Raw genomic sequence first — 25,056 nt, forward strand, 5'->3', positions numbered from 1 at the left:
GATCGATCAGCGACGGTAGCCGGCCATGCGCTCGAGGCGGGCGACGCGCTCGGACGTAGGCGGGTGGGTCGAGAAGAGGCGGCCGAAGCCGGAGCCGCTGAACGGGTTCGCGATCATCATGTGGGAGGCCGAGGTGAGGCGGCTGTTCTCGGGGAGCGGATGCCGGCGCGCGCCCATCTCGATCTTGCGGAGGGCGGAGGCCAGGGCGAGCGGGTCACCTGTGAGCCTGGCGCCCGACTCGTCGGCCTGGAACTCTCTCGTACGGGAGATCGCCATCTGCACCATCCCTGCCGCCACCGGACCCAGGACCATCATCAGCAGCGCGCCTACGAAGCCCGGGCCCTCGTCGTCGTCGGAGCCGCCGAAGAACACGGCCACATAGCTGAGCCAGGTGATCATCGTAGCAAGCGCGCCGGCCACGGACGAGACGAGAATGTCCCGGTTGTAGACGTGCGACAGCTCGTGCCCGATCACGCCGCGCAGCTCGGCCTCATCGAGCAGCTGGGTCAGCCCGTATGTGACGCACACCGCGGCCTTACGCGGGCTTCGGCCTGTCGCGAACGCGTTCGGCTGTGCCGTCGGCGAGATATAGAGCCGTGGCATGGGCTGCCGGGCCTCGGTGGACAGCTCGCGCACGATCCGGAAGAGCGTGGGCTGCTCGACCTCGCTGACCGGCCTGGCCCGCATGGCCGACAGCGCGATCCGGTCGGAGAAGAGGTAGGCCGCGCCGTTGCTCGCCAGGGCCAGCACGAGCGCGATCTGCACACCGGTTCCGCCGCCCAACCACGCACCCGCCGCGACAATCAGCGCCGACAGGCTGCCGAGTAGCACGGCTGTGCGCAGACCGTTGTGGTGCAAGGTTCCCCCCTTCGTGGTCGAGGCCCACCACGTCCAACGACGATGACCCGGCTCTTCGTTCCCCGGCGTGCTCAGTTGAGGGCGGAGTGCGACTTTCTCGTTTCTCACCTGATGGACAGCGTGGTCATGTCCAGGACCAGTTGGGGTGCGATCGAGAACAGGATCGCCGCTGCCACGGCCAGGCCCATCGCGGGCCAGATCGCCGGTGACGGGCGGTGCGCGGCGGGCGCCGTGGCCTCTGCCGGGGTGAACAGGCGTGCCGTCCAGACGGCGTAGTAGTAGAGGCCGATCACCGTGTTGACGGCCATGACCAGCGCGAGCCAGCCGGTGCCGCTCTCGATGATCTCGCGGAAGACGAAGACCTTGGCGAAGAGCCCGGCCAGGCCCGGCGGCAGACCGGCCAGGCAGACCAGGCAGAACGCGAGCGCGATGCCCGCCGCCCGGTTGCGGTAGACCAGGCCGCGGTAGTCGTCGAGCTCGTTGCGGGCGGCTGTTCTGGAGACGAGCATGACGACCGCGAACGCGCCGAGGTTCATGGCCGCGTAGATGACGAGGTAGGCGGTGGACGCGCCGATCGCGCCCGCCGTGCCGACCGCCAACGGGGCCAGGATGTAGCCGGACTGAGCCACCGAGGACCAGGCCAGCAGGCGTACGGCCGAACGCTGGCGCAGGGCGAGCAGGTTGCCCACCGTCATGGTCAGCGCGGAGATGATCGCGATGATCGGGGCCCAGGTGGCGGCCTGCCCGGACAACGCCGCGACCAGGATGAGGATCAGCCCGGCGAACCCCGTCGCCTTCGAAATGACCGACAGCAGAGCGGCCACCGGGATGGGAGCGCCCTGGTAGACGTCGGCCGCCCAGGAGTGGAACGGCACGGCGGCGATCTTGAATGCGAACCCGGCCACGACGAGGACGACACCGACCGTGACCACGGCGGGCAGGCCCTGGTCGGCGGGCAGCGCCGCGCCCGGCGCGGGGATCTGGCCGCTGAAGACGGCGGCCAGGCGGGACAGGTAGACCGTCCCGGCGATGCCGTACAGGAGGGAGACGCCGAACAGCATGATCGCCGTGGAGACGACGGACACGACGAACAGCTTCACGGCCGCCTCGGAGGAGCGCCCGTCGTAGCGCTTCAGCGCGGTCAGGGCGAACACCGGGAGCGAGACGAGCTCCAGTGCCACCACCAGCATGATCAGGTCCCGGGAGGCAGGCAGGCTCACCGCGCCCACGAGGGTGCAGAGCAGGAGGAAATACCACTCACCGACCGGGATGCCGCCGCCTGCCAGCTCGGTCATCGACATCAGGACGACGACCACGGCCGCCACCAGCACCAGGCCCGCGAAGACGAGCGTGAAGCCGTCCGCGACGAAGGAACAGAGCGTCCCCTCGGTGGTGAGATGGGGAGGGACGCAGAAGGTCTGGCCGCCGCCGGTCGCCGTCTGGGCGATGACGAAGCCCAGGGAGGTCAGGACGCCGGCGAGCGTGGTCAGGCCCAGCGTGGTCTTCGTACGCAGGCGGGCTGGGAGGAAGGCGTCGAGCAGCAGCACCAGGCCGGCCACGACGGCCAGCACCAGCGGGGGCGCGATGACGAAGTAGTCGATCTGCTGGATCATGAGATGGCTCCCAGCAGGGTCTGCACGGCCGGCGTGGTGAGGGAGAGCAGGAGGCCTGGCCAGAGGCCGAGCAGGAGGATCAGGGCGACGAGCGGCGTCCAGGCCAGCAGTTCGTAGGTCCTGATGTCGGCTGCCGCCGCCGGCGCCAGGACGGCGATCTGTTGCGGCGGCGAGTCGAGGGGGACGACGGGGCGTTCGTCCGGGGTTTCGCGGACCAGGCGGTCGTCCGCGGCTTCTGGCGGGAGGTCCGCGATCAGTAGGGGGCGGCCGTGGGTGACGCGGGAGAGCATCACCAGGAAGTACGCGGCCGTCAGGACCGCGCCCAGGCCGCCGATCGCCATGTAGGTGAGGAACAGGCCGCGCGGCAGGCCGGTCGCCGGCTGATAGGAGCCGTAGAGCGCCAGCATCTCGCCCCAGAACCCGGCCAGCCCGGGCAACCCGAGCGAGGCGATCGACGCGTAGGTCAGCAACGATCCGAGCCGCGGCAACGTTGTCAGCATGCCGCCGCCCAGCGACGGCATGTCGGCGGTGTGGTAGCGCTCCTTGATCGCGCCGGCCAGGAAGAAGAGCAGACCCGTGATCAGACCGTGGGCGACGTTGGCGAAGAGCGCGCCATTGATGCCGACCGGAGTCAGCGTGGCGAAGCCGAGCAGGACGAAGCCCATGTGGCCGACCGAGGAGTAGGCGATCATACGTTTGAGGTCGTGCTGGGCGAGGCACGCCAGGGCCCCGTACACGATGCCGACCACCGCGAACGCGCCCAGCCACGGCGCCACCGCCGCCGCCCCCTCGGGGAGGATGGGGATGGCGATCCTGGCGAAGCCGTACGTGCCCATCTTCAGCAGCACCCCGGCCAGCAGCACCGAGCCCACGGTGGGTGCCTCCGTATGGGCGTCGGGCAGCCAGGTGTGCAGCGGCCACATGGGGGTCTTGACCGCCAGGCCGATGCCGATCGCCACGAACGCCAGGATCTGCACCGATCTCGCCATGCCGCTGCCCTGGGCCGCGCTCAGCGCCTCGATGTCGAGCGTGCCGGTCTGGGCCCAGACGAGCAGCAGGCCGAGCAGCATCACCACCGAGCCGAGCAGCGTGTAGAGGATGAACTTGATCGACGCCGCCCGCCGGCCCTCGCCGCCCCAGATGCCGATCAGGAAGTACATCGGGATCAGCACGATCTCGAAGAACACGAAGAAGAGCAGCAGGTCGAGGGCGAGGAACGTGCCGATCATGCCGACTTCGAGCACGAGCAGCGTGAACACCAGCGCCCTCGGCCTGGTGCTCATCAGCTGGCCGGGGGCTCGGGCGCTGCCCCAGGAGAGATAGACGAAGCACAGGAAGGTCAGCAGGGCCGTCAGCGCGATCAGCGGCAGCGAGATCCCGTCGAGGCCGAGGTGGAAGCGGAGCCCGAGTCCCGGGATCCAAGGGATGTCCACCTCGAACTGCTGCCGCGCGGCCTGGCCATAGTCGAACATCGCCACCAGCAGGGCTGCCAGGGCCAGGGTGATGCCCGAAAGGATCAGTCCGTACGTGCGCAGCGCCGGGCGGAGGGCCTGCGGGGCCAGGACGAGGGCGAGTGCGCCCAGCAGCGGCACGGCCAGCAGCGAGACGGGAATCCAGCCCATCATGCGGACACCACCGCCCAAACGCTCACGGGCCGTTCGGTCATGCGAACACCACCGCCCAAGCGCTTCACGGGCCGTTCGGTCATGCGAACACCACCGCCCAAGCGCTTCACGGGCCGTCCGGTCATGCGAACATCACCGCCCCTACCGCGATCAGGAGGACACCGGCCAGGATGCCGCTGATGTAGAGCTGGACGTTGCCGTTCTGGGCCAGGCGCAGCACCCCGGCCAATCCGCGGGCCGACCTGCCGGAGCCGCGGACCGCGCCGTCCACGACCACGTCGTCCGTCCTGACGACGAGCCTGGCCAGGGCCAGGACCGGGCGGACGAACAACGCGGCGTACAGCTGGTCCACATGGAACGCCTGCTCACATGGCGCCCGCAACGGGCCCAGCAGGCGTGCGGGGTCGGCGATGGGGTCGATGCGCCAGAAGGCGTAGACCACCCCCGCGCCGAGCAGCGCGAGCACGACGCTGATGGCGGCCACGCCCAGATCCACGTGGAGTTCGCCGGCGAAGCCGAGCAGGAGCGCGGGGACGGAGAGGAGGATGAGGGGCACCAGCATCGTCCGCGGGGCTTCCGTGACGTCCACGACGTGGGCCGTGCCGGGTTCGGGCTCGGGCAACGCAACCGCCCTCGCCTCGCCGAAGAACGTGCGGAGCCAGGCTCGGGTGGCGTACGCGCCGGTGACGGCCACGGTGGCGAGGCCGCAGCCGTAAAGCAGGAGCGCTGCCGCGTCCGTCAGCGTGCCGGTCGCCAGGGCGTCGTCCATAGCCGCCAAGATCGCGTCCTTGCTGAAGAAACCGCTGGCCGGAGGGATGCCCATGAGGGCGGCGAAGCCGATCGTCATCGTCACGAACGTGATCGGCAGTTCCCTGCGCAGGCCACCCATCTGCGTCATCAGGTTGGAGCCGACGTGGTGGATCACCGCTCCGGCGCAGAGGAACAGCAGCGCCTTGAACGCGCCATGTGTCAGCAGGTGGAAGATGGCCGACGTGTCGGAGCCCGCGGCCAGGCCGCCGGCCATGTAGGCGAGCTGGCTGACCGTGGAGTAGGCGAGCACCCGTTTCAAGTCATCCTGCGCCAGCGCGGCCAGGGCGGCGCCGAGCATGCCCAGTGCCGCCACGACGGCCAGCACGTCCATCGTGGGCGGGGCTTCGCGGAAGACGTCGAAGAGCCTGGCGACGATGAAGATCCCGGCGGCGACCATGGTGGCGGCGTGGATCAGCGCGCTGATCGGCGTCGGGCCCGCCATGGCGTCGGGGAGCCAGGTGTGCAGCGGGACCTGGGCGCTCTTACCGGCCACACCGGCCAGGAGGAGCATGGTGGCGGTTACGGTGGTGGCCGTGGACATCTCCGGCACCTTGGCCAGGACGTCGGCGATGCGGAAACTGCCCGCCGCCTGGCCCAGCACGAAGATCCCGAAGAGGAAGCCGACGTCACCGAGGCGGGTCACGAGGAACGCCTTCACCGCGGCGCGCGAATTGCCCCGGTCCTCCCACCAGTGGCCGATGAGCAGGTAGGAGCAGAGGCCCATGATCTCCCAGCCGACGTAGAGGACCAGGAGGTCCCCTGCGTAGACGACCAGGAGCATCGCGCTGGTGAACAGGCTGATGAAAGCGCTGTAGGAGGGGTAGCGCGGGTCGTCTTTGAGGTATCCGACCGAATAGACCTGAACGGCCAGGGCTACGAGCGTGACCAGGACGCCGAGGAGGCTGGACAGAGGATCGGCCTGGAGGGTGAGCGAGATCGGGATGGCGCCGGTGGTCACCGTGCCGTAGGTCTGGCCTGTGGGCTGTGGTGCCGTGGTGGTGCCCGCCAGGAACGCGAAGCCCGGGTCCCAGGCCAGCCAGGCTGCCAGCACTGCCGAGGCGGCGGTGGGCAGGATGGCCAGCCAAGCCGCCCGGGCATTCGCACGCTGCCCGTCGGTTGCCGCGGTCTGGGGGGCAGTGTCGCTTCCGCTGCCATGGGGCGGCGGGTGAATGGCGGCTGGGCGCGGCGGGTGAATGGCGGCGGCTGGGCGTCGGCGGGGCCAGCGTGAAAGCAGCAGGCCCGCGAAGGCGGCCAGGAAGGGCAGGAGGACGGCCAGCAGGGGGAAGGTCGTCATCGCCGGCCACCTCGCTTCACCGGCTGCTCGCTTCCGTGGCCGTCCTGGGCGTCTCCCTGAGGGCCTCGGTGCTCCCGGGGCTCCGGCGCGTCGGCTGTGCTGTCGCCATCGGAGTCAGGGGCGCCGTGGGACGGCTGTGCTGTGGGAGTGAGCGTGGGGTCGGGCCTATCCCCCGGGAGGCTCGCCTGAGCGCGTGCCGGTGCCGTCAGGCCGTCTGTCGTGGCTTCGGTGGGTGGAGAGGCTGGCGCGGCTTCCGTGGGCAAAGAGGCAGACGTGGTGATGAGGGCCGGAGGGTCGTCGGGGGGCTCGGCGAGGTCGCGGAGGTGGTCGATGTCGACCGTGCGGCGGTTGCGGTAGAGGGCGAGGACGATCGCGAGGCCCAAGCCCACTTCGGCGGCCGCGATGACGATGACGAAGAGGGTGAGCACCTGGCCGCTGTGCAGGCGGTCACGGAGCCATACGTCGAACGCCACCAGGTTGAGGTTGACGGCGTTGAGCATCAACTCGACCGACATCAGCACGAGGATCGTGTTGCGGCGGGCGAGCACGCCGTAGACGCCGATGGAGAAGAGGAGAGCGGAGACGACTGCCGGGTAGACGATATGCACTAATGACCCCCGGTTTGATCGGGTGCCGAGCTACCGCCGGTCTGACGGCGTCCCGAATTTCCCGCGGAATCGCCTGTTTGGTCTGGTGGTGAGCCGCCGGGGATGTCCGTACGGGACAGCACGATGGCGCCGATCAGCGCGGCGAGCAGCAGCACGGACAGGGCCTCGAAGGGCAGCACCCAGGTCGCGAATATGCTTGCGCCCAATTCCTTGGCGGCGCCCGGGCCGGGTGTCAGCGGTGTGTACGCCGTGCGGAATCCGTCGATCACCACCGTGACCAGGATCGCGGCCGTCGCCAGCGCCACAAGGGCAGAGACGAGCCGGTTGCCGCTGTCGAGGTCCGCGGAGCGGCCGATGGGGGCTCGGGTGAGCATGATGCCGAACAACAGCAGCACGACCACCGCGCCCACGTAGATCAGCACCTGGACCCAGGCCACGAACTCGGCCGTCAGCACCAGGTAACAACCCGCCAGGGCCCCGAAGCACACCACGAGCCAGAGGGCCGCGTGGACCAGTTGCCTGGTCGTGACGACAAGCAGCGCCGATCCAACCGCTACCGCACCCAGCAGCAAGAACACTATTTCTTGCCCGGTGGGTGACAGGTAGGAGGGCACCGCTTCGGTCACGACTCCTCCTCGGACTCCCTTGTTTCGTCAGGGCCGAGCCGTCCGGGCGGGCGGATGGACCGTGGGTCGGCCATCTTGCGCCTGCGGGGGCTCGCGGCAGAAGTCTGCTCCTCCGGCTCGGGCCGTGGTTGCGGATCGGCCGAGGCTGTGGACAACTTTTCTGCGGTTGCATCGCCTGTGGATGAAGCCGGTCCCTGGGACTGCTCTTCAGCCTCGCCCGTGACGTGCTCTCCAGCCTCGCCCGTGACGTGCCCTCCAGCCTCGCCCGTGACGGCCTCGCCCTCGGAGCGGTCGGGGAGAGCGCCGGGTGGTCTGATTCCGCGTACGTTCGACATCGGCCGGCGTTCGCGCTGAGGCCTGCCTGTGGGGCCTGCTGGCGTTTGCGGGCCCTCGCCGGGCGCGTTCGTCGTCGGTTTCGCCTCTTGCGCGTGGGCCGTGGGGCCCGTCCTCGCGGCGTCGTCGGCCGCTTCCGCGCCTGTGGGGGTGGTTGTCGCGCCTGCGCTGGTCTGTTCCGACGTGGCGTCGCGGGCAGGCGTACGGTCCGTTGGCTCGGCGCCGGTGCCAGCGGGCTCGGTGCCGGCGGGCTCGGCCGACGTGGGCTGTTCGGCACTCGGGCTAGCGGGCTGTTCGGTGGCGGGGCCCGACACGCCTTGGGTGGCCGGACGGGACGGACGGTCGGCGGACGGGCCGGTGCCGCGGTCAGAGGCCGGGCGTGAGGGGCGGTCGGCGGACGGGCCGGTGCCGCGATCCGCAGGTGGGCGGGGGGAGCGGTCCGGGGCCGGGCGGCGGGGGGCGGCGGTGAGTTCCTTAGGGGGCTCGGCGCCGGGGTCGTGGGCCGGAGGCGGGGGAACGGTCTGGGTCCACGCCACCAACTGGTCCTTCTCATGCACGAGGTTGCGGATGTCACCCTCGGCGTACTCGAACTCCGGCGACCAGAAGAGCGCGTCGAACGGGCACACCTCGATGCAGATGCCGCAGTACATGCAGAGGGAGAAGTCGATGGCGAAGCGGTCGAGAACGTTGCGCTGGCGGGCCCGGCCGCCCTCGGGAGCCGGGATGGTCTCCTTGTGGGAATCGATGTAGATGCACCAGTCGGGGCACTCCCTGGCGCAGAGCATGCAGGAGGTGCAGTTTTCCTCGACCAGGGCGATGACGCCGCGGCTGCGGGGCGGGAGGTCGGGCTTGACCTCGGGATACTGCTGCGTCACCGATCTACGCAGCATGTGGCGAAGGGTGATAGACAACCCCTTTGCCAGTCCGACTCCCGGCATCCTCCCCATATCAACATCATGTCGCACTTAGCGGCGCAGGTGAACTGAGCCAGAGCGTTGTCCCCAGTTTTTTCCACAGTCATCCACAGGCTGGCGGGAGGTTATCCACAAGCTGATGACATGCCCGGTATGAACCGCGACAGGACGATAGTCTCTCGGCCATGCAGCACAGCCATCAGGTCCGTCCCAGTGGCGGGGCGTGGGCGGCCGCGGTCGCGTGGGCCTGCCTGCCCCTGTTCACGTGCGGACTGGCGACCCCGTTCACGATCGGGTTCGCGGCGTTCTGGCTGCGCAGCGCGCTCCAGGCCGCTGCCGCCTCTGTTTACCTGGTCTGCATCGGCTCCTTCGTGATCTCGGCGCTCGCGTACGCCGAATTCGAGGACATCCCCGAGCCGCTGGGCCTGCTGGTGTCCCTGGGGCTCATTGTCAGCTGGGGCGGCGGTGTCATCCATTCCGGGATCCTGGTGCCGGCGATGGTGCGGGCGCGGCTCAGAGCGCCTGTGCACACTCCGTACCGGCCGTACCAACAGCCCCGCCAGCACCAGCAGCCGCCGCCCATGCAGCACGTGGATCTGCACCAGCGGACCACCGCGCCCAGCCACCAGCGGACGCCGGGTGAGCCCGAGTGGGTCGGGCACTATCGGGTGCTCAAGTCACTCGGACGTGGCGGGCAGGGGGCCGTTTATCTGGCCGCGGCGCCCAACGGAGTGCGGGTCGCCGTGAAGGTGCTGCACGATCTGGTCGACGAGACGGCGCGGGCGAGGTTCGCGCGGGAGGTGGAAGCGGCCCGGCGGGTGGCGACGTTTTCCACAGCCCGGGTGCTGGACGTGAACATCACCGGGCAATACCCCTACATCGTCAGCGAATACGTGGAGGGGCCGTCGCTGGAGCAGCTCGTCAGGAAGCACGGGCCGCGCGACGAGGACAGCCTGACTCGGCTGGCGTTGTCCACAGCGGGGGCGTTGGCGGCCATCCACAAGGCGGGGATCGTTCATCGCGACTTCAAGCCGAGCAACGTGCTGATCGGGCATGACGGGCCACGAGTGATCGACTTCGGGATCGCTCGGGCGCTCGATCAGATGACCATGACGTCCGGGAAAATGGTGGGGACGCCGCCTTACATGTCGCCTGAGCAGTTGTCCGGGGAGACGGTGGGGCCGGCGTCCGACGTGTTCAGCTGGGCCGTGACGATCGTGTTCGCGGCCACGGGGCGGCCGGCGTTCGGGGAGGACTCCGTACCTGCGGTGTTCAACCGGGTGCTCACCGTTCATCCCGACTTATCGCCGTTGCCGCCAGCGTTACGCGGGGTTGTGGGGGGTTGTCTGAGCAAGCGGCCTGAGGAGCGGCCGTCGGCCTCCGATGTGATGTTGGCGATCATCAACTGATCCCGCATGCCGCGGCCGTCGTCACCGGCGTTTACGGGGTTGCCGTTCTTGCCCGCTTGACCAAGTCGAGATACTCCTCGCGCGACAGCCGTTCCACCACCAGAAGCAGTTCCTGGCGCTTGGCAAAGCGGTCCACGTCGTTCGCGGGCCAGCGGCCGGGGAGGTGATGGAGAACATGATCCATCCTGTCCAGGACGACCAGGCCCGTCAGGTCCTCGTAGCTGTAGAGGAGCAGGCTGAACGCCTCGTTGATGTCCACACCCACGGAGAAGTCGGCGATGACGGCGTTCCGCTGGATGATCTGGAGCTTCCACCTGCCCTTTCCGGCCAGGTACGGGCCTTGGGGCGGGCCCACGATCGAGCCCTTGTCGACGCGTCGGCGGTGGATTCTCGCCCTGACGGGGCGAATGACCATCAATGCCGGGCTGAGGGCCACGAGCAGCCATTTCGCATCGACGAGGTCCAGGATCAGCCGGCCGATCCAAGAAATGCCACGCCAGGCGGCCCACAGCCCCGCGTAGGCCAGATACGCCATGACGCACAAGCCGATGACTCCCGCGCATATGAATGCGGTTTTGCGCCATTTGGTGAATGAGGGGCGGGAGAGGCCATGTAAGCGCACCCAGCCGGGGGCGCGGCTCGCGAGCACCTTGTGCACCCCCCGCGAGGGCCTGCCACGGGCGTCCACCAGCGGGATTCCGGCCCGTGCAGCGAAGGACCGCAGGTGAGGCGTGTGCCATTCGCCGGGCAGGTCGAGCATGACCAGGCCGTCGGAATCCAACGCGGCCAGACCCTGCACAGAGCTGTCCCCGTGCTCATAGCCGTACTGGTAAAGCTGGGCCGGCGTCAGACGTACCGAATGGCCTGAGGTGTTGTCGGTGACCGTCAGCGAATCCCCGTCGGCGGTCAGGATGGTTTCGGGGCAGCGACTGCCCTTCGTGGCGCCTGCTACCGGAAGAAGCTCGTTCATGCGTCATCCCCCATAGGCCCCTTGTCCGGGTACGACGAATAAGGCGGGCGTAAAGTTTCCGCCTCGAAATTCACATGAGGACCTTGATGACGCCGGTGAGGGCCAGCTGGAGGAGCGCCAAGGGGACGAGGCCGGCCCAGGCGAGCTTCTGCAGCTGGTCCTCGCGCAGCCGCGGATACGTCACCCGCAGCCAGATCACGACGAACGCCAGCAGGAACACCTTGACCAGCGTCCACAGCCAGCCGGGCAGGAACGGGCCGTGCCAGCCGCCCAGGAACAAGACGGTGGTCAGGAAGGACAGGACCACGATCCCGGCGTACTCGGAGAGCATGAACAGGGCGAAGCGCATGCCGGTGTATTCCGTCATCGGGCCCATGATGATCTCGGACTCGGCGATCGGCATGTCGAACGGCGGCCGCCGCAGCTCGGCCAGCCCTGCCATGAAGAAGACCACGCCGCCGATCGCCTGCCACGGCAGCCACCACCACTGCCACGCCTCGACGATTCCCGGGATCGACAGCGTGCCCGCGGCCATCGCCACCGAGGAGGCCGCCAGCACCAGCGGCAGCTCGTACGACATGAGCTGAGCGGCGGAGCGCATGCCCCCGAGCACCGAGTATTTGTTGGCCGAGGCCCAGCCGGCCATGATCGAGCCGAGCACGCCGATGCCCATGACGGCGAGGACGAAGAAGAGGCCCAGGTCGAGGTCCACGGCCACGCGGCCGCGGTCGATGGGGATGGCGATCAGCACGACCAGATAAGGGACCAGCGCCACGCCGGGAGCGATCATGAAGATGCGGCGGTCGGCCGCGGCCGGGATGACGTCCTCCTTCTGCATGAACTTCACCCCGTCGGCGATGAGCTGCGCCCAGCCGTGGAAGCCGCCGGCGTACATGGGGCCGAGCCGTGACTGCATGTGGGCCATGACCTTGTGCTCGGTCTGACCGATGATCAGAGGCAGCACCAGGAACACGACGAGGATGACGGCGAAGCTCAGCACCACATCAAGCATTGGACGGCTCTCCATCGGAGTCGGCGGGCGCTCTTCGATGATCGGGCCGTGGCCGGCGGCCCAGGGCGATCAGCGACAGCGGGCATGGACGAGACGTCGGTGGTGCCTGGGGCGGGTCAGGCATCCGGGGCTCCCCAATCTGCGGGTACGCCCGGTGGAAGGGTTTTGCGGCGGCTCGGGGCACCATGTCCGGACTCCCCCGGCTCCTTGGCGCCCGGCCAGGGCTTGGCCACGCGGGCGGCCAGAATGAAGTCCTTACGTAGCGGGTGGCCTTCGAAGCCGTCGGGCAGCAGCAGCGGCACCAGGTAAGGGTGACCGTCGAAGATCACGCCGAACATCTCGTACGTCTCCCGCTCATGCCAGTTGGCACCCCTGTAGACGCCGACGGCGGTCGGCAGGTGCGGGTCGGCGCGCGGCACACGCGTGCGGAGCAGCAACCGCTCGCCGGCGACCAGGTTGTAGACATGGGCCACGACGAGGAAGGCGTCCGGCGGGTCGTCGACGCCGGTCAGCCAGTCGAAGAACGCGTAGCCGAGGTCGTCGCGGACGAACGTCAGCAGCTCGATCCAGTCAGCGGGCGCGACGTCGATCGTCGTGTCACCGTAGGACTCGGAGACCTCGGCCCGGTCGCCGAAACGTGCGGAGAGCTCGGCGGCTCTCATGCCTCCTCCGATCCCGACGACGACCCCGACGGCGAGGACCCGTGCGAGCGGGACCACACGTAGCGGTCGCTGAGCTTCTCCTCGGCGATCTTCTCCTGGAGCTTCATGATCCCGTACAGGAGGGCCTCGGGCCTGGGCGGGCAGCCGGGCACGTAGACGTCCACGGGGATGATCTGATCCACGCCGTTGGTCACGCAGTAGGAGTCCCAGTAGGGGCCGCCCGTGTTGGAGCAGGCGCCGAACGAAATCACGTATTTCGGGTCGGGCATCTGCTCGTACAGCCGCTTGACGGCCGGGGCCATCTTGTCGGTGACCGTGCCTGAGACGATCATGAGGTCGGCCTGGCGGGGGCCGTTCGCGAACGGGATCACTCCGAACCGGATGAAGTCATGCCTGCTCATCGACGTCGCGATGAACTCGATCGCGCAGCACGCCAGCCCGAAGTTGAACACCCACAGGGAATAACGGCGACCCCAGTTGAGCACGAAGCGCATCGGCTTGGGCGCCAACCGGGAGATCGGCCCCACTGTGGGCATCGGGAGATCCGTTGCTGCCATGATTCCATTGTTGCGCGGATCGCGGGCCAGGCAAAGAAGGCCGAGCTAGGTCCAGGTGAGCACGCGCTTGCGCCAGGCGTAAACGATCCCGAGCGCGATGAACCCCAGGAACACGAACATCTCCACCAGCGTCGTCAGCCCGTAGCCCGGCGCGTCGAAGACGGTGGCCCAGGGGAACAGGAAGACGGCGTCCACCGCGAACACGACATAGAGGTAGGTGAAGACGTAGTAGCGGACCTGCGACTGCGCCCAGCCCTCACCGACCGGGTCAACCCCGCACTCGTACGTGGTCAGCTTCTCGGGCGTGGGACGGCTCGGGCGGAGGAGGCGGTTGGCCGTCAAGGCCCCGGCCACGATGGCGATGCCGATGGCGAGCAGCGCGGCGACCAGCACGTAGGACCCGAAGTAGCCGTCCATGACGTCGATCGTAACCCGCCGACCCCCCATAGCCCCAGCCGCGGCAATCCAACGACCCCGCAAACCCGACTGCCTGGAACCCCAGGGAGCCGGGTCTTGAACAAAAGGCCGCTGAGCCGGGTCTTAAAACCAAGGATCGGTCAAGACCTCTTACCCCCTCACCCAAGACCGGGGTAAACAGGAAGATCAACCCCATAACCTGACGCACATGCACAAATCGCGATTCTTTTCCGGAATCGCTCTGCTAGCCCTCTCAGCCGGCGGATGCGGTGTGACCACCTCCCCCCACGGGCGGGATGTCGTGGTCCCGGCAGAGCCGACACTGATCGACTTCGTCGACCCGGCGACCGTCGCCGGCCTGTCCATCAGGACGATGACCGAGGGCAATTCCTCCAGTGCGCCGCGATATGCGCACATCAACTACCCCGAGCTCCCCTCCGCACCCCCGCTCAACCGGGCGCTACGAGCGCAGGCCCAGCGGCAACTGCAGGACTTCCGCAAACGCACCCCCGGCGGTGTCTACCCGCGTCCCGAGCTGAACGTCGGCTGGCAGCTCGCCGCCGCCTCCGCCCAGGCGATCGGCGTACGGCTGCGTACCGGCGAATTCCTCGGCGCGAGCTGGGGCAATTCCACACAGACCCTCTGGTACGACCCGCGCAAGGACAAGGCCGTCGGCTCCACCGGGCTGCTGGCCGGGCAGGACGCGCTGCGGCGGCTCGCGGTGCTGGTCAAGGAGCGGCTCAAGGGGCGCGGGGAGCAGACCGAACGGAACGCGGTCACGGCCGGCGAGGAGCAGTTCGACTCGATGGCGTTCAACAGGGGCGGGGATCTGGTGGTCGAGTTCGACGACTGCCAGATCGGACCGTGCTCGCTGGGGCGCCTGGCCGTGGCGGTCCCGGCGGAGGAGGCGGCGCCGCTGCTGTCCGATCTGGGGCGGCGTGCGCAGGAAAGCGTCCGCGGGGCGACGGGTCCGGGCGTCAGGGACGACGAGAGCGGCCTGCCCTCCTACGTGAGCGCCTCGCCGCAGGACGCCTCCGCGAGCAGCCCCCCGGCCGTCAGCAGCCGGGCCGGCACCGTGGACTGCGCCGAGGCCAAGTGTGTCGCGCTGACGTTCGACGACGGGCCGGGGCCGTTCACCGGCAGGCTGCTGGGCCTGCTGAGGGAGGCGCAGGCGCGGGCCACGTTCTTCACGGTCGGCAGCAGCGCGGCCGCGCAACCGGAGCTGCTGCGCAGGATGAGCTCGGAAGGTCATCTGGTCGGAAACCACAGCTGGGCGCACAGGGACCTGTCGAAGCAGGCCAGCAGCAAGATCGCCGACTCGCTCGGGCGCACCGAGGACACGATCGCGGCGGCCATCGGGCAGGCGCCGACGCTGGTACGGCCGCCGTACGGGGCGGTGAGCGGGGACCTGCGCGACATCGCGCGCCAACACGGCTTCTCACTGGTCACCTGGAACGTGGACACCGGCGACGAACAGGGCGCAAAGGCGGCCGACATCGCTAACCGGGCCGTGCGCGAGGCGCATCCAGGTGCGATCATTCTGATGCACGACACTTATCAGGAAACCGTTGACGCGGTTCCGGACATCCTCAAAAGGTTGCGCGGGAAGGGTTACAGCTTCGTCACCGTTCCAGAGTTGTACGGCTCTGCAGGAATGCAGGCCGGACGGCTGTACAGGTCAGGGAGCGAGCCGTCTCGTAAGCAGCCCCTGACGTAGCGCACGTGTTGGGGGGACGTATAGTTGGCGCTCGTGACCCGAACCGTCCTGTTCGCCCGCCTGCATGTAGACCTCTGCAGGCTCGCGTCCGGACTGTGTCGTCGTTGTTCTCCGACCTCACCCTGAGACCGACCGCGTTTACCCGCTTTACGCGGGCCGCAAACGCGCGACCTTCCGAGGATCTAGCATGGATATAGAGAACGCGCCTAATGCAACCGCGCCTTGGCGCGTCGAGGAGGACTGAGCTGTGACGAAGCAGGTCCAGCAACTCGACCGCGTGATCATCCGGTTCGCTGGGGACTCCGGCGACGGCATGCAGCTCACCGGCGACCGCTTCACGGCGGGCACGGCGGAGTTCGGCAACGACCTTTCCACGTTGCCCAACTTCCCGGCTGAGATCCGCGCGCCGGCAGGCACCCTGCCCGGCGTGTCGAGCTTCCAGCTCCACTTCGCCGACCACGACATTCTCACGCCCGGCGACGCGCCGAACGTGCTCGTGGCCATGAACCCGGCGGCACTCAAGGCCAACCTGGGCGACCTGCCCCGGGGCTCCGACATCATCGTGAACACGGACGAGTTCACCAAGCGCAACCTGCAGAAGGTCGGCTACGCCGCCAACCCGCTGGAGGACGACTCGCTCAACGAGTGGCGGGTCCACGCGGTGCCGCTGACCTCGCTCACCGTCAAGGCGCTCGAGGGCTTCGACCTGTCCAAGAAGGACGCCGAGCGGTCGAAGAACATGTTCGCCCTCGGCCTGCTCAGCTGGCTCTACCACCGGCCGACCGACCACACCATCAAGTTCCTCGAGCAAAAGTTCGCAAAGAAGCCGGAGATCGCCAAGGCCAACATCGCGGCCTTCCAGGCGGGCTGGAACTACGGGGAGACCACCGAGTCGTTCTCGGTGTCCTACGAGGTCAAGCCGGCGCAGCTGGCGCCGGGCGTCTACCGCAACATCTCCGGCAACCAGGCGCTCGCCTACGGCCTGATCGCCGCCAGCGTGCAGTCCAAGCTGCCGCTGTTCCTGGGCTCCTACCCGATCACCCCGGCCAGCGACATCCTGCACGAGCTCAGCAAGCACAAGAAGTTCGGCATCCGCACCTTCCAGGCAGAGGATGAGATCGCGGGCGTCGGCGCGGCGCTCGGGGCCGCCTTCGGCGGCGCGCTGGGCGTGACCACCACGTCGGGTCCGGGTGTGGCGCTGAAGGCCGAGACGGTCGGCCTGGCGGTCACCACCGAGCTGCCGCTGATCATCGTGGACGTGCAGCGGGCCGGGCCGAGCACCGGCATGCCGACCAAGACCGAGCAGACCGACCTGCTGATGGCCATGTACGGCCGCAACGGCGAGTCCCCGGTGCCGATCGTGGCGCCGATGTCGCCGAGCGACTGCTTCGACGCGGCCATCGAGGCGACCAGGATCGCGGTCAAATACCGCACCCCGGTCATGCTGCTCTCGGACGGCTACCTGGCCAACGGCTCGGAGCCGTGGCGCCTGCCCGAAATTTCCGACTTGCCTGATATTTCACAAGAATTTACGACGACTCCGAATGGTGGCGACGGCGAGTTCCTGCCGTACAAGCGGGACACTGAGACCCTCGCCCGCCCGTGGGCCATCCCCGGCACCGCCGGGCTGGAGCACCGCATCGGCGGCATCGAGAAGGCCGACGGCACCGGCAACATCTCCTACGACCCGGACAACCACGACCTGATGGTCCGCAGCCGGGCCGCCAAGATCGCCGGCATCGACGTGCCTGACCTCGAGGTCGACGACCCCGACGGCGACGCGAAGGTGCTGGTCATCGGCTGGGGCTCGACCTACGGCCCAATCGCCGCGGCCATGCGGCGGATCAGGAGGAACGGCGGCAAGGTCGCCCAGGCACACTTCCGCCACCTCAACCCGCTGCCGGCCAACACCGGCGAGGTGCTCAAGCGCTACGACAAGGTGCTGCTCCCCGAGATCAACCTGGGCCAGCTGGCCCTGCTGCTGCGGGGCCGCTACCTCGTCGACGTGATCAGCTACAACCGTGTGCGCGGGCTCCCGTTCAAGGCCGAGGAGCTGGCCGGAGTCATCCAGGACGTGATCGACAGTGACTGAGCTGGTTAACGGGAAGGGCTTGTCGCTCGTTCCCAAGACGGATGTGAAGCAGGGCCTGAAGGACTTCAAGTCCGACCAGGAGGTCCGCTGGTGCCCCGGCTGCGGTGACTACGCGATCCTGGCCGCGGTGCAGAGCTTCCTGCCGGAGCTCGGGCTCAAGCGCGAGAACATCGTGTTCGTGTCGGGCATCGGCTGCTCGTCGCGGTTCCCTTACTACCTCAACACCTACGGGTTCCACTCGATCCACGGCCGCGCGCCGGCGATCGCGACCGGGCTGTCCGCCTCCAGGCCCGACCTGTCGGTGTGGGTGATCACGGGTGACGGTGACGCGCTGTCCATCGGCGGCAACCACCTGATCCACGCGCTGCGCCGCAACGTCAACCTCAACATCCTGCTGTTCAACAACAGGATCTACGGTCTGACCAAGGGCCAATACTCCCCCACGTCCGAGGTCGGCAAGATCACCAAGTCGACGCCGATGGGGTCGCTGGACAAGCCGTTCAACCCGATCTCGCTGGCCATCGGCGCGGAGGCGTCGTTCGTGGCCCGCACCCTCGACTCCGACCGCAAGCACCTGCAGTCGGTGCTGCGCGAGGCCACCGCGCACCGCGGCGCGTCGCTGGTGGAGATCTACCAAAACTGCAACATCTTCAACGACAACGCCTTCGAGCCGCTCAAGGACCCGGAGGTCCGCGACGACATCACGCTGCGGCTGGAGCACGGGCAGCCGATCGTGAGCGCCACCAAGGCGGTCGTCCGGGCCGCTTCCGGCAGTCTTGAAGTCGTGGCCCGCGACGGCGTGAACGAGGACGAGATCCTCGTGCACGACGCGCACAATCCCGACCCGTCGGTCGCCTTCGCGCTGAGCAGGCTGGACGACCCGGCGTTCGAGCACGTGCCGATCGGCGTCTTCCGCAGCGTGGACCGGCCGTCGTACGAGGTGGCCATGGCCGAGCAGATGGAGGAGGCCGCGCAGCAGAAGGGTCCAGGGGACCTGAGCGAGCTGCTGCTGGGCGGAGACACCTGGCGCATCGGCTAGTTGATGATGAGAATGGAGCCGTCGGCCGGGCGGCTCCATCTCCCACGGAGCGGCGAACGTTTAGGCCCGAGAGCGGTAGCCTGCGTGACCAGCGAGGGCCAAGTGAGCGCGACCATTCAACACAGAGCGGCGAACGTTTAGGCCCGAGAGCGGTAGCCTGCGTGACCAGCGAGGGCCAAGTGAGCGCGACCATTCAACACAGAGCGGCGAACGTTTAGGCCCGAGAGCGGTAGCCTGCGTGACCAGCGAGGGCCAAGTGAGCGCGACCATTCAACACAGAGCGGCGAACGTTTAGGCCCGAGAGCGGTAGCCTGCGTGACCAGCGAGGGCCAAGTGAGCGCGACCATTCAACACGGAGGTCAATCCACGATGTCGAATTGGCCTGGGACCGTGGTGCTGGTGACGGGGGCCGCCGGATTCATCGGCTCGCATCTGGTGACGCGCTTACGAGCCCTCGGCGCTGAGGTGCACGCGGTCAGCCGCCGCCCTCAGCAGGCTCGCCATGGAGAGATCTGGCACGCGGCACACCTGAACGACGCCGGTGAGACGACCCGGCTCGTCCAGTCGGTACGACCAAGCGTCCTGTTCCACGTCGCCGGCGAAGTCACTGGTTCGAGGAGTGACGAGGTCGTCCGTGCCACCCTGGAGAGCAATGTCATCGGCGGGGTCAACGTGCTGGCCGCCGCGCATGAAAGTGGCGTCAAGACCGTCCTCACCGGCTCCATCGAGGAGCCGCGCCCGGGCAACGACCAGGCGCCGCCGTCATCGGCGTACGCGATGTCCAAGTGGGCCGCCACCGGCTACGCCCAGCTCTACCACCGGCTCTGGGATCTGCCCGTCACCGTGCTGCGCCCCAGCATGGTCTACGGGCCGGCCCAGCCCGACACCACCAAGCTCGTGCCCTATGTGACTCTCTGCCTCCTCCGAGGGCAGCGTCCCCGCCTTACCAGGGCCACCAAGCTCGCCGACTGGATCTATGTCGACGATGTCGTCGACGCGTTCGTCCTGGCAGGCGAATCGGACAAGGCGATCGGACACACTCTTGATATCGGGACCGGTCTCAAGACCCCGGCCCATGAGATCGTCGAGAGACTTTATCGAATCGTCGACCCCAGCTCGAAGCCTGAATTCGGCACGACCCCCGATCGCCCGCACGATATTACGCAGGTCGGCGACATCACGCCGACCGCGGACCTGCTCGGCTGGCATCCTGTCACAGAATTGGACGAGGGGTTGCGCCGAACAGTCGATTGGTACGCGTCGCAAGAAAGTCACAAAGAATCACGCTCTTAGCCGCGCGGGCAGAATTCTGGGAGCATAGGGGTACTTATCTGGCCGGAGGAGCCCCTTGATGAGCCGTCTGAATGCCCTACGCAGTCGTTTCGTGGATGCTCCGGACTCGCTGGGAGCCAAGGCACGGGCGCGAAGGTGGCAGTGGTTCGCCGACCGGTTCCCGGACCTCGACCAGATGAACGTCCTCGACCTCGGCGGTACTGCCGGAGCCTGGATGCGCGCTCCGGTCAGGCCTGCGCACGTACACATCGTCAACCTCGAGCAACCGCCCGCCGACCTGCCGGCGTGGCTGCGCGCCGACGTCGCCGACGCTTGCGACCTGCCGGCCTCGATCCGTGGTACGCGGTATGACCTGGTGTTCTCCAACGCGGTGATCGAACATGTCGGCGGGCACCAGCGTCGACAGCAGTTCGCCGACACCGTGCACGAGATGGCCGAGCGACACTGGGTGCAGACGCCCTACCGCTATTTCCCGGTCGAGCCGCACTTTCTGTTCCCTGGATTCCAGTTCCTGCCACTCGCCGCACGGACGACGATCCTGCGCCGCTGGCCACTCGTCCACACCCCGACCTCCGACCGGGACGCCGCCCGCATGATCGCCATGGAGGTCGAGTTGCTCAGCGTGACCGAGATGCGACACTACTTCCCCAAGTCCCAGATCCGCTTCGAACGGCTGGCAGGGCTGGTGAAATCGGTCATCGCGATCCGCAGCTAGCCTGCGGCCGACACGCTCGCGCCGTTGCTCTCCCAGGTGTTGCCGCGCCAGACGTTGCCCGGCCCGTTGGCGTCCCAGTACGACACCGGGCCCGCGTAGCCGCCCTTCGGCCACACCCTGCGGCTGAAGACGTTGTCGATCACCTTGATGTTCGAGGACAGTCCCTTCCTGCCTGCGCCCGCGTAGAGCGACCAGCCACCCCCGGCCAGCAGGTTGCCTTCCACGGTGACGTTGCGGGTCACGCCGAAGTCCTGGAAGAGCGCGATCGCACCCGTCTGGTCGAGCGTGTTGATCACGGTGTTGTGCCGGATGATCAGCTCGGTGCCGGGGGCGGCGGTACCGGTCGACATGATCATGTCGGTGTGGTCCTCGGAGTAGTACTTCGGGTCGTGCACGTAGGAGTCCTCGACCAATCCTTGGTCGGTGAGGATGCCGTTGGAGATCGTATGGATGTCCACGCGGCGCACGGTGATCATCTTGCCCTGGTTGAGTATGCCGAACTGGGTGCGTTGCTTGCCGTTGCCGAAGATCTCGCTGTCCTCGACCTTGAGGCCCGAGAAGCCCGCGCGCTGGAGGATGCCCCAATAGTCGTCCTGGCCCCGCACTCGGGTGTTGCGGATGGTGACATTGTTGGCCTCCACCGTGATGTCGCCGGTGACGTCCCAACCGTCGATGACCTTGCCGTCTTCCTTGATGACGATCGAGCCGGTCTTCTTGACCATCTCGGTGCCGGCGGGAACGCCGGTGTTGCCGGCTCCGGGCCAGTTGCCGCTCGGCGGCGGGGCGGTCGTCGGCGTCTTCGTGGGGGTCGCCGTGGGAGTCTCGGTCGGGGTCTTCGTAGCCGTCGCCGTAGGAGTGGCGGTCGGAGTCTGTGTCGGGGTCGCAGTGGGCGTCTTCGTCGGAGACACCGTCGGGGTCGCAGTGGGCGTCTTCGTCGGAGTCACCGTCGGGGTCGCAGTGGGCGTCTTCGTCGGAGTCACCGTCGGAGTCGCAGTGGGCGTCTCTGTCGGCGTCGCGGTCGGCGTCTTCGTCGGAGTCTCAGTCGGAGTCGCGGTCGGCGTCCTCGTCGGAGTCGCTGTGGGAGTGGCCGTGGGCGTCTTCGTCGGAGTCACCGTAGGCGTCACGGTCGGCGTCACGGTCGGCGTCGTGCTGGGCGTCATCGTCGGAGTCGCGGAAGGACTCGCGGTCAGCGTCGGCGTCTTGGTCGGTCTGCGCGTCGGCCGCGAGGTCGGCTTCTTGGTAGGCCGTCTGGGCCACCACCATGGACCCCTGGTCGTGACCTTCCCAGGCCGCGGTTTGTCGGTGGTCGGGCGCGGCCGGAGCCTCTGGCCGGCGGCAGCGTGCGGCGAAGCCGTGGCAAGGGTCCCCTTCGCATCCGTCAGGACCGCCTGAGGTTCCCGCACGTCAGCGGCAATGATGCCGTATCCGCCGGCCAGCACCGCCACGGCGGAGACGCCGGCCAGCACCGCCACGGCGGAGACGCCGGCCAGGGATAACCACCCGCTACGCCGCTTGCTCCTTCGATGCCTCGACACAGGCGACTCCTTCCGATCATGGCCACGCCGAATCCCCCAAAGGGAGAGAGTAGCCATGCCGGAAGAACTAAGAGGGGGTTTTTAACGAAAAGGACTCGTTTTCCCCTCAATTCACATCCAACCTCAGCTTTCTCAAATACCACACAAGATTTGACGAATGGTCGTCATCCCGGCGGTACCGTCCCACCGTTTTCCCAGGTGTTCCCCCGCCACAGGTTTCCGGGCCCGTCATTATCCCAATATGAAACCGGCCCCGCGGCTCCGCCCTTGGGCCACACCCTGCGGCTGAAGACGTTGTCGATCACTTTGATATTCGACGATCTACCCTTGGCCCCGGCCCCCGCGTACAACGACCAGCCACCCCCGGCCAGCAGATTGCCCTCCACCGTCACGTCCTTGATCACGCCGAAGTCCTGGAACAGCGCGATGGCACCCGTCTGGTCGAGCGTGTTGATGACGGTGTTGTGCCGGATGATCAGCTCGGTGCCGGGGGCGGGCGGCCCGGTCGACATGATCATGTCGGTGTGGTCGCCGGAGTAGTACTTCGGGTCGTGCACGTAGGAGTCCTCGACCACACCCTGCTGCGTCAGGATCCCGTTGGAGATCGTGTGGATGTCGACCCGGCGCACCGTGATCATCTTGCCCTGGTTGAGTATGCCGAACTGGGTGCGCTGTTTGCCGTTGCCGAAGATCTCGCTGTCCTCGACCTTCAGCCCTGTGCGCCCCTCGCGCTGGAGGATCCCCCACCAGCCCTTGGTGCCGCGGACTCGGGTGTTGCGGATGGTGACGTTGTCGGCCTCGACCGTGATGTAGCCGGTCACCTCGACGCCGTCGATGACCGTGCCGCTCTTGGTCACCCGCATGGAGCCGGACTTACGCAGTTCCACACCCTCGGGCACACCCGTGTTGTCCGGCCCCGGCCAAGCCCGCTCGGGCGGCTTGGAGGACGGAGCCGAGACAGATGGGGACGCAGCCGTGGCGGGTGGCTGGGTGACGACCGGCTTCTGCGCGGCACCGGAACTCTGGCACCCGCTGAGCAGCACGATCAGGCCGACACCGAGACACCAGCCTCCGGCGTACGACCTCACGTTTCCTTGGTCTTCCGATTGCCGACGAGGTCGGCCAGCGCAGGTGGCGTCCAGCGCTTGGCGACCTGGCGGAGATTGCTCTTCCACGCCTCGCCGGGCCGTTCTTTGAACAGTGTGGTGTGCTCGTCGGTGACCTCGTCCTCGGGCCTGCCGTTGGAGTAGTAGTAGAGCGCCATCGAGCGCCGCGCCCGATCCTCCGGACAGGTCAGCGGGTCCGGATGCCCGTGGTTGGCGTCATCGGTCGTGGCGAACAGCACGAACCGGTTGAAGACCGGGAGGATCTTGCCCTCGCACTCGGTCATGTCCTTGTTCCATAGCTGCAGGTGCCCGCCGTAGCTCTCCTCCCAGTCCTTGTTGAGGTAGAGCAGGCCGTTGAGCCGGCGGTCGAGGTTGAGCTTGCGGCTCTTGTTGAAGTCGGCATGCACCTTGAGGAAGCCACCCGGCCGGATCTGGTGCAGGCCACCGCCTTCGAAGTGCGGGTCGGAGACCAGTTGCGCGATGCCGGTCAGCCGCTCGAGGAACTCGACGAACACTCCGCTGTTGAACTCCGCCAGCAGGTGCCGGGTGGCCGGCCCCATGCGCTCGGTGTCGGCCAGCGCCAGCTTCACCTCACGCGCGGTGTCGAACCGCTGCCAGGTGGCATCTCGCGGCTCGGGGAACTCCTCGAGGACGGGCTCCAGCACGTCGGGCGGCAGGAAGTCGTCGATGACCACATGACGGAACGGCGAGGCCGTACGGAACTGCTCGGAATACTTGTCCGCGAGCGGGAAGAGCTCATCCCGGCGAAAGGTGAAAGCCTGCAGATCCTGCATGAAGTGTGTCTCCGTCTCTACGACACCGGCCCCTACCTCCTCATCGCCTCAGCAGTGTCACCTGTTACTTGTAACGATCCATTGCCGGGCCGCGATGGCGACATGTGACGCCAGGCTCTCCCCGAGTTGCGATCGTGATCGTGACCTACAACAGCGCGCCGGTCCTCGGCGGTTGCCTGGCCTCTCTGGCTGAGGGCGCTGAAGGGGTACGGCTCGCCGCCGTCGTCGTGGCGGACAACGCCTCCAAGGACGACTCGCTCCGCCTCGCCGAACAGGCCGCAGACCTGCCCATTCGCCCCGTGCAAGTGGGCAGGAACGCCGGTTACGCGGCGGCGATCAACGCCGGGATCTCGGCGCTCGACCTCCACGAGCTCGATGCGATCTTCGTGATGAACCCCGACTGCCGCCTTCACCCCGGCTCACTGGCCGTACTGAGCAAGGCCCTGGACCGTCCGGGCACCGGCATCGCCGTCCCCCGGCTGGTCAGCACCGAGGGTGTGCTCCATCACTCGCTTCGCCGCGCGCCGGCCGTACGCCGTGCGCTGGCCGAGGCGTTGATCGGCGGGCGCCTGGCAGGCCGCGTCGGCACGCTGGGCGAGATGATCGTCGACCCCGGCCGCTACGAGCGGCCAGGCCCCGCGGACTGGGCCACCGGAGCCGCCATGCTCATCTCAGTCGCGGTACTCACCGAAGTCGGCCCGTGGGACGAGTCCTTCCTGCTGTACAGCGAAGAGACCGAGTACGCGCTGCGGGCCGCGGACGAGGGCTGGACGCTCTGGTACGAACCCGCCGCGGTGGTCGAGCACATCGGCGGCGAGGCGAAGATCAGCCCGATGCTGGCCGCGCTGCTCACGGTCAACCGCGTGCGGCTGTTCCGGCGACGCAGGGGCAAGATCGCGACTGCCGGCTTCTACCTCGCCGTTCTGCTCGGCGAGGCGATGCGGGCCGCCGTGGGCCGCCGCACGGCCAGGGCGTCGGTCGTGGCCCTGCTCAGACCCTCCCGTCGGCTGCGCACCCTACCCGGATGAGCTCCAGACTTACCTGAATGAGCTCCGGA

Annotated in this window: 23 protein-coding genes and 1 pseudogene; 9 read left to right on the forward strand and 15 right to left on the reverse strand. The window is 67.9% G+C overall.

Annotated features, from left to right (window positions below; all coding sequences use genetic code 11):
- Positions 1-6 precede the first annotated feature (6 nt).
- From htpX to OHA25_RS03715, 7 genes and pseudogenes are all read right to left on the reverse strand, one after another.
- A complete protein-coding gene (htpX, locus tag OHA25_RS03685) occupies positions 7-858 on the reverse strand; it encodes a zinc metalloprotease HtpX (RefSeq protein WP_327586213.1) in 852 nt (283 codons plus the stop codon).
- Positions 859-962: 104 nt separating this feature from the next.
- Positions 963-2,471, reverse strand: a complete 1,509-nt coding sequence (locus OHA25_RS03690; RefSeq protein ID WP_327586214.1) for an NADH-quinone oxidoreductase subunit N — start codon at positions 2,469-2,471, stop codon at positions 963-965.
- Positions 2,468-4,093 (reverse strand): complex I subunit 4 family protein, encoded by a 1,626-nt coding sequence (locus OHA25_RS03695; RefSeq protein ID WP_442942164.1) that lies wholly within the window; start codon positions 4,091-4,093, stop codon positions 2,468-2,470. The genes OHA25_RS03690 and OHA25_RS03695 overlap by 4 nt, the downstream gene beginning before the upstream one ends.
- A gap of 124 nt (positions 4,094-4,217) precedes the next feature.
- Positions 4,218-6,200: an NADH-quinone oxidoreductase subunit 5 family protein gene (locus OHA25_RS03700; protein WP_327586216.1), complete on the reverse strand. Its 1,983-nt coding sequence runs from the start codon at positions 6,198-6,200 to the stop codon at positions 4,218-4,220.
- A gap of 305 nt (positions 6,201-6,505) precedes the next feature.
- Positions 6,506-6,808, reverse strand: a pseudogene (nuoK, locus tag OHA25_RS03705) (NADH-quinone oxidoreductase subunit NuoK); the annotation flags it as partial.
- On the reverse strand, positions 6,808-7,434 hold the full coding sequence (locus OHA25_RS03710) for an NADH-quinone oxidoreductase subunit J family protein (protein ID WP_327586217.1): 627 nt from the start codon (positions 7,432-7,434) through the stop codon (positions 6,808-6,810). The gene OHA25_RS03710 and the pseudogene nuoK, both read right to left, overlap by 1 nt.
- On the reverse strand, positions 7,431-8,657 hold the full coding sequence (locus OHA25_RS03715; protein WP_327586218.1) for a 4Fe-4S binding protein: 1,227 nt from the start codon (positions 8,655-8,657) through the stop codon (positions 7,431-7,433). Before OHA25_RS03715 ends, OHA25_RS03710 begins: the two co-directional genes overlap by 4 nt.
- Positions 8,658-8,866: 209 nt before the next feature.
- Here OHA25_RS03715 and OHA25_RS03720 point away from each other — a divergent pair, with 209 nt between their 5' ends.
- Entirely contained in the window at positions 8,867-10,090 is a 1,224-nt protein-coding gene (locus tag OHA25_RS03720) for a serine/threonine-protein kinase (RefSeq protein WP_327586219.1), read from the forward strand.
- Between the two features lie 31 nt (positions 10,091-10,121).
- On the opposite strand, the gene OHA25_RS03725 is transcribed toward OHA25_RS03720, so the two are convergent.
- From OHA25_RS03725 to OHA25_RS03745, 5 genes are all read right to left on the reverse strand, one after another.
- Positions 10,122-11,060, reverse strand: a complete 939-nt coding sequence (locus tag OHA25_RS03725; RefSeq protein ID WP_327586220.1) for a hypothetical protein — start codon at positions 11,058-11,060, stop codon at positions 10,122-10,124.
- Positions 11,061-11,130: 70 nt separating this feature from the next.
- Complete coding sequence (nuoH, locus tag OHA25_RS03730) at positions 11,131-12,072, reverse strand: NADH-quinone oxidoreductase subunit NuoH (protein WP_327586221.1); 942 nt, start codon at positions 12,070-12,072, stop codon at positions 11,131-11,133.
- A gap of 116 nt (positions 12,073-12,188) precedes the next feature.
- Entirely contained in the window at positions 12,189-12,734 is a 546-nt protein-coding gene (locus OHA25_RS03735) for an NADH-quinone oxidoreductase subunit C (RefSeq protein ID WP_305914520.1), read from the reverse strand.
- Positions 12,731-13,291, reverse strand: a complete 561-nt coding sequence (locus OHA25_RS03740) for an NADH-quinone oxidoreductase subunit B (RefSeq protein WP_327586222.1) — start codon at positions 13,289-13,291, stop codon at positions 12,731-12,733. The genes OHA25_RS03735 and OHA25_RS03740 overlap by 4 nt, the downstream gene beginning before the upstream one ends.
- 45 nt (positions 13,292-13,336) lie before the next feature.
- Positions 13,337-13,708 carry an NADH-quinone oxidoreductase subunit A gene (locus tag OHA25_RS03745; RefSeq protein WP_305914519.1) on the reverse strand — a complete coding sequence of 124 codons (372 nt, stop codon included), beginning with the start codon at positions 13,706-13,708 and terminating at the stop codon, positions 13,337-13,339.
- Positions 13,709-13,979: 271 nt separating this feature from the next.
- Here OHA25_RS03745 and OHA25_RS03750 point away from each other — a divergent pair, with 271 nt between their 5' ends.
- The 6 genes from OHA25_RS03750 to OHA25_RS03770 all read left to right on the forward strand — a co-directional run bounded on the left by OHA25_RS03750 (position 13,980) and on the right by OHA25_RS03770 (position 20,564).
- Complete coding sequence (locus tag OHA25_RS03750; protein ID WP_327586223.1) at positions 13,980-15,425, forward strand: polysaccharide deacetylase family protein; 1,446 nt, start codon at positions 13,980-13,982, stop codon at positions 15,423-15,425.
- A 33-nt stretch (positions 15,426-15,458) separates the two neighbouring features.
- Positions 15,459-15,551, forward strand: coding sequence for a putative leader peptide (locus OHA25_RS61095; RefSeq protein WP_367804195.1), 93 nt, complete (start codon positions 15,459-15,461; stop codon positions 15,549-15,551).
- Positions 15,552-15,672: 121 nt separating this feature from the next.
- The gene (locus OHA25_RS03755) at positions 15,673-17,517 is read left to right on the forward strand and encodes a 2-oxoacid:acceptor oxidoreductase subunit alpha (protein WP_327586224.1); all 1,845 of its coding nucleotides are present in this window, start codon (positions 15,673-15,675) and stop codon (positions 17,515-17,517) included.
- Complete coding sequence (locus OHA25_RS03760; protein WP_327586225.1) at positions 17,510-18,556, forward strand: 2-oxoacid:ferredoxin oxidoreductase subunit beta; 1,047 nt, start codon at positions 17,510-17,512, stop codon at positions 18,554-18,556. Before OHA25_RS03755 ends, OHA25_RS03760 begins: the two co-directional genes overlap by 8 nt.
- A 390-nt stretch (positions 18,557-18,946) precedes the next feature.
- A complete protein-coding gene (locus OHA25_RS03765) occupies positions 18,947-19,849 on the forward strand; it encodes an NAD-dependent epimerase/dehydratase family protein (RefSeq protein WP_327586226.1) in 903 nt (300 codons plus the stop codon).
- 58 nt (positions 19,850-19,907) lie between these two features.
- Positions 19,908-20,564, forward strand: a complete 657-nt coding sequence (locus OHA25_RS03770; RefSeq protein ID WP_327586227.1) for a class I SAM-dependent methyltransferase — start codon at positions 19,908-19,910, stop codon at positions 20,562-20,564.
- On the opposite strand, the gene OHA25_RS03775 is transcribed toward OHA25_RS03770, so the two are convergent.
- Positions 20,561-21,286 carry a hypothetical protein gene (locus OHA25_RS03775; protein WP_327586228.1) on the reverse strand — a complete coding sequence of 242 codons (726 nt, stop codon included), beginning with the start codon at positions 21,284-21,286 and terminating at the stop codon, positions 20,561-20,563. The two genes, OHA25_RS03770 and OHA25_RS03775, sit on opposite strands and share 4 nt — an antisense overlap.
- Here OHA25_RS03775 and OHA25_RS03780 point away from each other — a divergent pair.
- The gene (locus OHA25_RS03780; protein ID WP_327586229.1) at positions 21,258-21,956 is read left to right on the forward strand and encodes a hypothetical protein; all 699 of its coding nucleotides are present in this window, start codon (positions 21,258-21,260) and stop codon (positions 21,954-21,956) included. The two genes, OHA25_RS03775 and OHA25_RS03780, sit on opposite strands and share 29 nt — an antisense overlap.
- Before the next feature lie 307 nt (positions 21,957-22,263).
- On the opposite strand, the gene OHA25_RS03785 is transcribed toward OHA25_RS03780, so the two are convergent.
- Together OHA25_RS03785 and OHA25_RS03790 are read right to left on the reverse strand one after the other, a co-directional pair.
- Complete coding sequence (locus OHA25_RS03785; RefSeq protein ID WP_327586230.1) at positions 22,264-23,187, reverse strand: hypothetical protein; 924 nt, start codon at positions 23,185-23,187, stop codon at positions 22,264-22,266.
- Positions 23,184-23,999 carry a 2OG-Fe(II) oxygenase gene (locus OHA25_RS03790; RefSeq protein ID WP_327586231.1) on the reverse strand — a complete coding sequence of 272 codons (816 nt, stop codon included), beginning with the start codon at positions 23,997-23,999 and terminating at the stop codon, positions 23,184-23,186. Before OHA25_RS03790 ends, OHA25_RS03785 begins: the two co-directional genes overlap by 4 nt.
- Before the next feature lie 104 nt (positions 24,000-24,103).
- Between OHA25_RS03790 and OHA25_RS03795 the strand changes: the two genes are divergently transcribed.
- On the forward strand, positions 24,104-25,027 hold the full coding sequence (locus tag OHA25_RS03795) for a glycosyltransferase family 2 protein (protein WP_327586232.1): 924 nt from the start codon (positions 24,104-24,106) through the stop codon (positions 25,025-25,027).
- The last annotated feature ends 29 nt before the right edge of the window (positions 25,028-25,056 follow it).

The sequence above is a fragment of the Nonomuraea sp. NBC_00507 genome, from assembly GCF_036013525.1.
Lineage (GTDB): Bacteria > Actinomycetota > Actinomycetes > Streptosporangiales > Streptosporangiaceae > Nonomuraea.

Coding starts and splice junctions, on each gene's coding strand:
- OHA25_RS03690 (WP_327586214.1), bottom strand. CDS start 2,471: ATGATCCAGCAGATCGACTACTTCGTCATCGCGCCCCCGCTGGTGCTG.
- OHA25_RS03695 (WP_442942164.1), bottom strand. CDS start 4,093: ATGGGCTGGATTCCCGTCTCGCTGCTGGCCGTGCCGCTGCTGGGCGCA.
- OHA25_RS03700 (WP_327586216.1), bottom strand. CDS start 6,200: ATGACGACCTTCCCCCTGCTGGCCGTCCTCCTGCCCTTCCTGGCCGCC.
- OHA25_RS03715 (WP_327586218.1), bottom strand. CDS start 8,657: ATGCTGCGTAGATCGGTGACGCAGCAGTATCCCGAGGTCAAGCCCGAC.
- OHA25_RS03720 (WP_327586219.1), top strand. CDS start 8,867: ATGCAGCACAGCCATCAGGTCCGTCCCAGTGGCGGGGCGTGGGCGGCC.
- OHA25_RS03725 (WP_327586220.1), bottom strand. CDS start 11,060: ATGAACGAGCTTCTTCCGGTAGCAGGCGCCACGAAGGGCAGTCGCTGC.
- nuoH (WP_327586221.1), bottom strand. CDS start 12,072: ATGCTTGATGTGGTGCTGAGCTTCGCCGTCATCCTCGTCGTGTTCCTG.
- OHA25_RS03735 (WP_305914520.1), bottom strand. CDS start 12,734: ATGAGAGCCGCCGAGCTCTCCGCACGTTTCGGCGACCGGGCCGAGGTC.
- OHA25_RS03740 (WP_327586222.1), bottom strand. CDS start 13,291: ATGGCAGCAACGGATCTCCCGATGCCCACAGTGGGGCCGATCTCCCGG.
- OHA25_RS03745 (WP_305914519.1), bottom strand. CDS start 13,708: ATGGACGGCTACTTCGGGTCCTACGTGCTGGTCGCCGCGCTGCTCGCC.
- OHA25_RS03770 (WP_327586227.1), top strand. CDS start 19,908: ATGAGCCGTCTGAATGCCCTACGCAGTCGTTTCGTGGATGCTCCGGAC.
- OHA25_RS03780 (WP_327586229.1), top strand. CDS start 21,258: ATGACGATCGAGCCGGTCTTCTTGACCATCTCGGTGCCGGCGGGAACG.
- OHA25_RS03775 (WP_327586228.1), bottom strand. CDS start 21,286: ATGGTCAAGAAGACCGGCTCGATCGTCATCAAGGAAGACGGCAAGGTC.
- OHA25_RS03790 (WP_327586231.1), bottom strand. CDS start 23,999: ATGCAGGATCTGCAGGCTTTCACCTTTCGCCGGGATGAGCTCTTCCCG.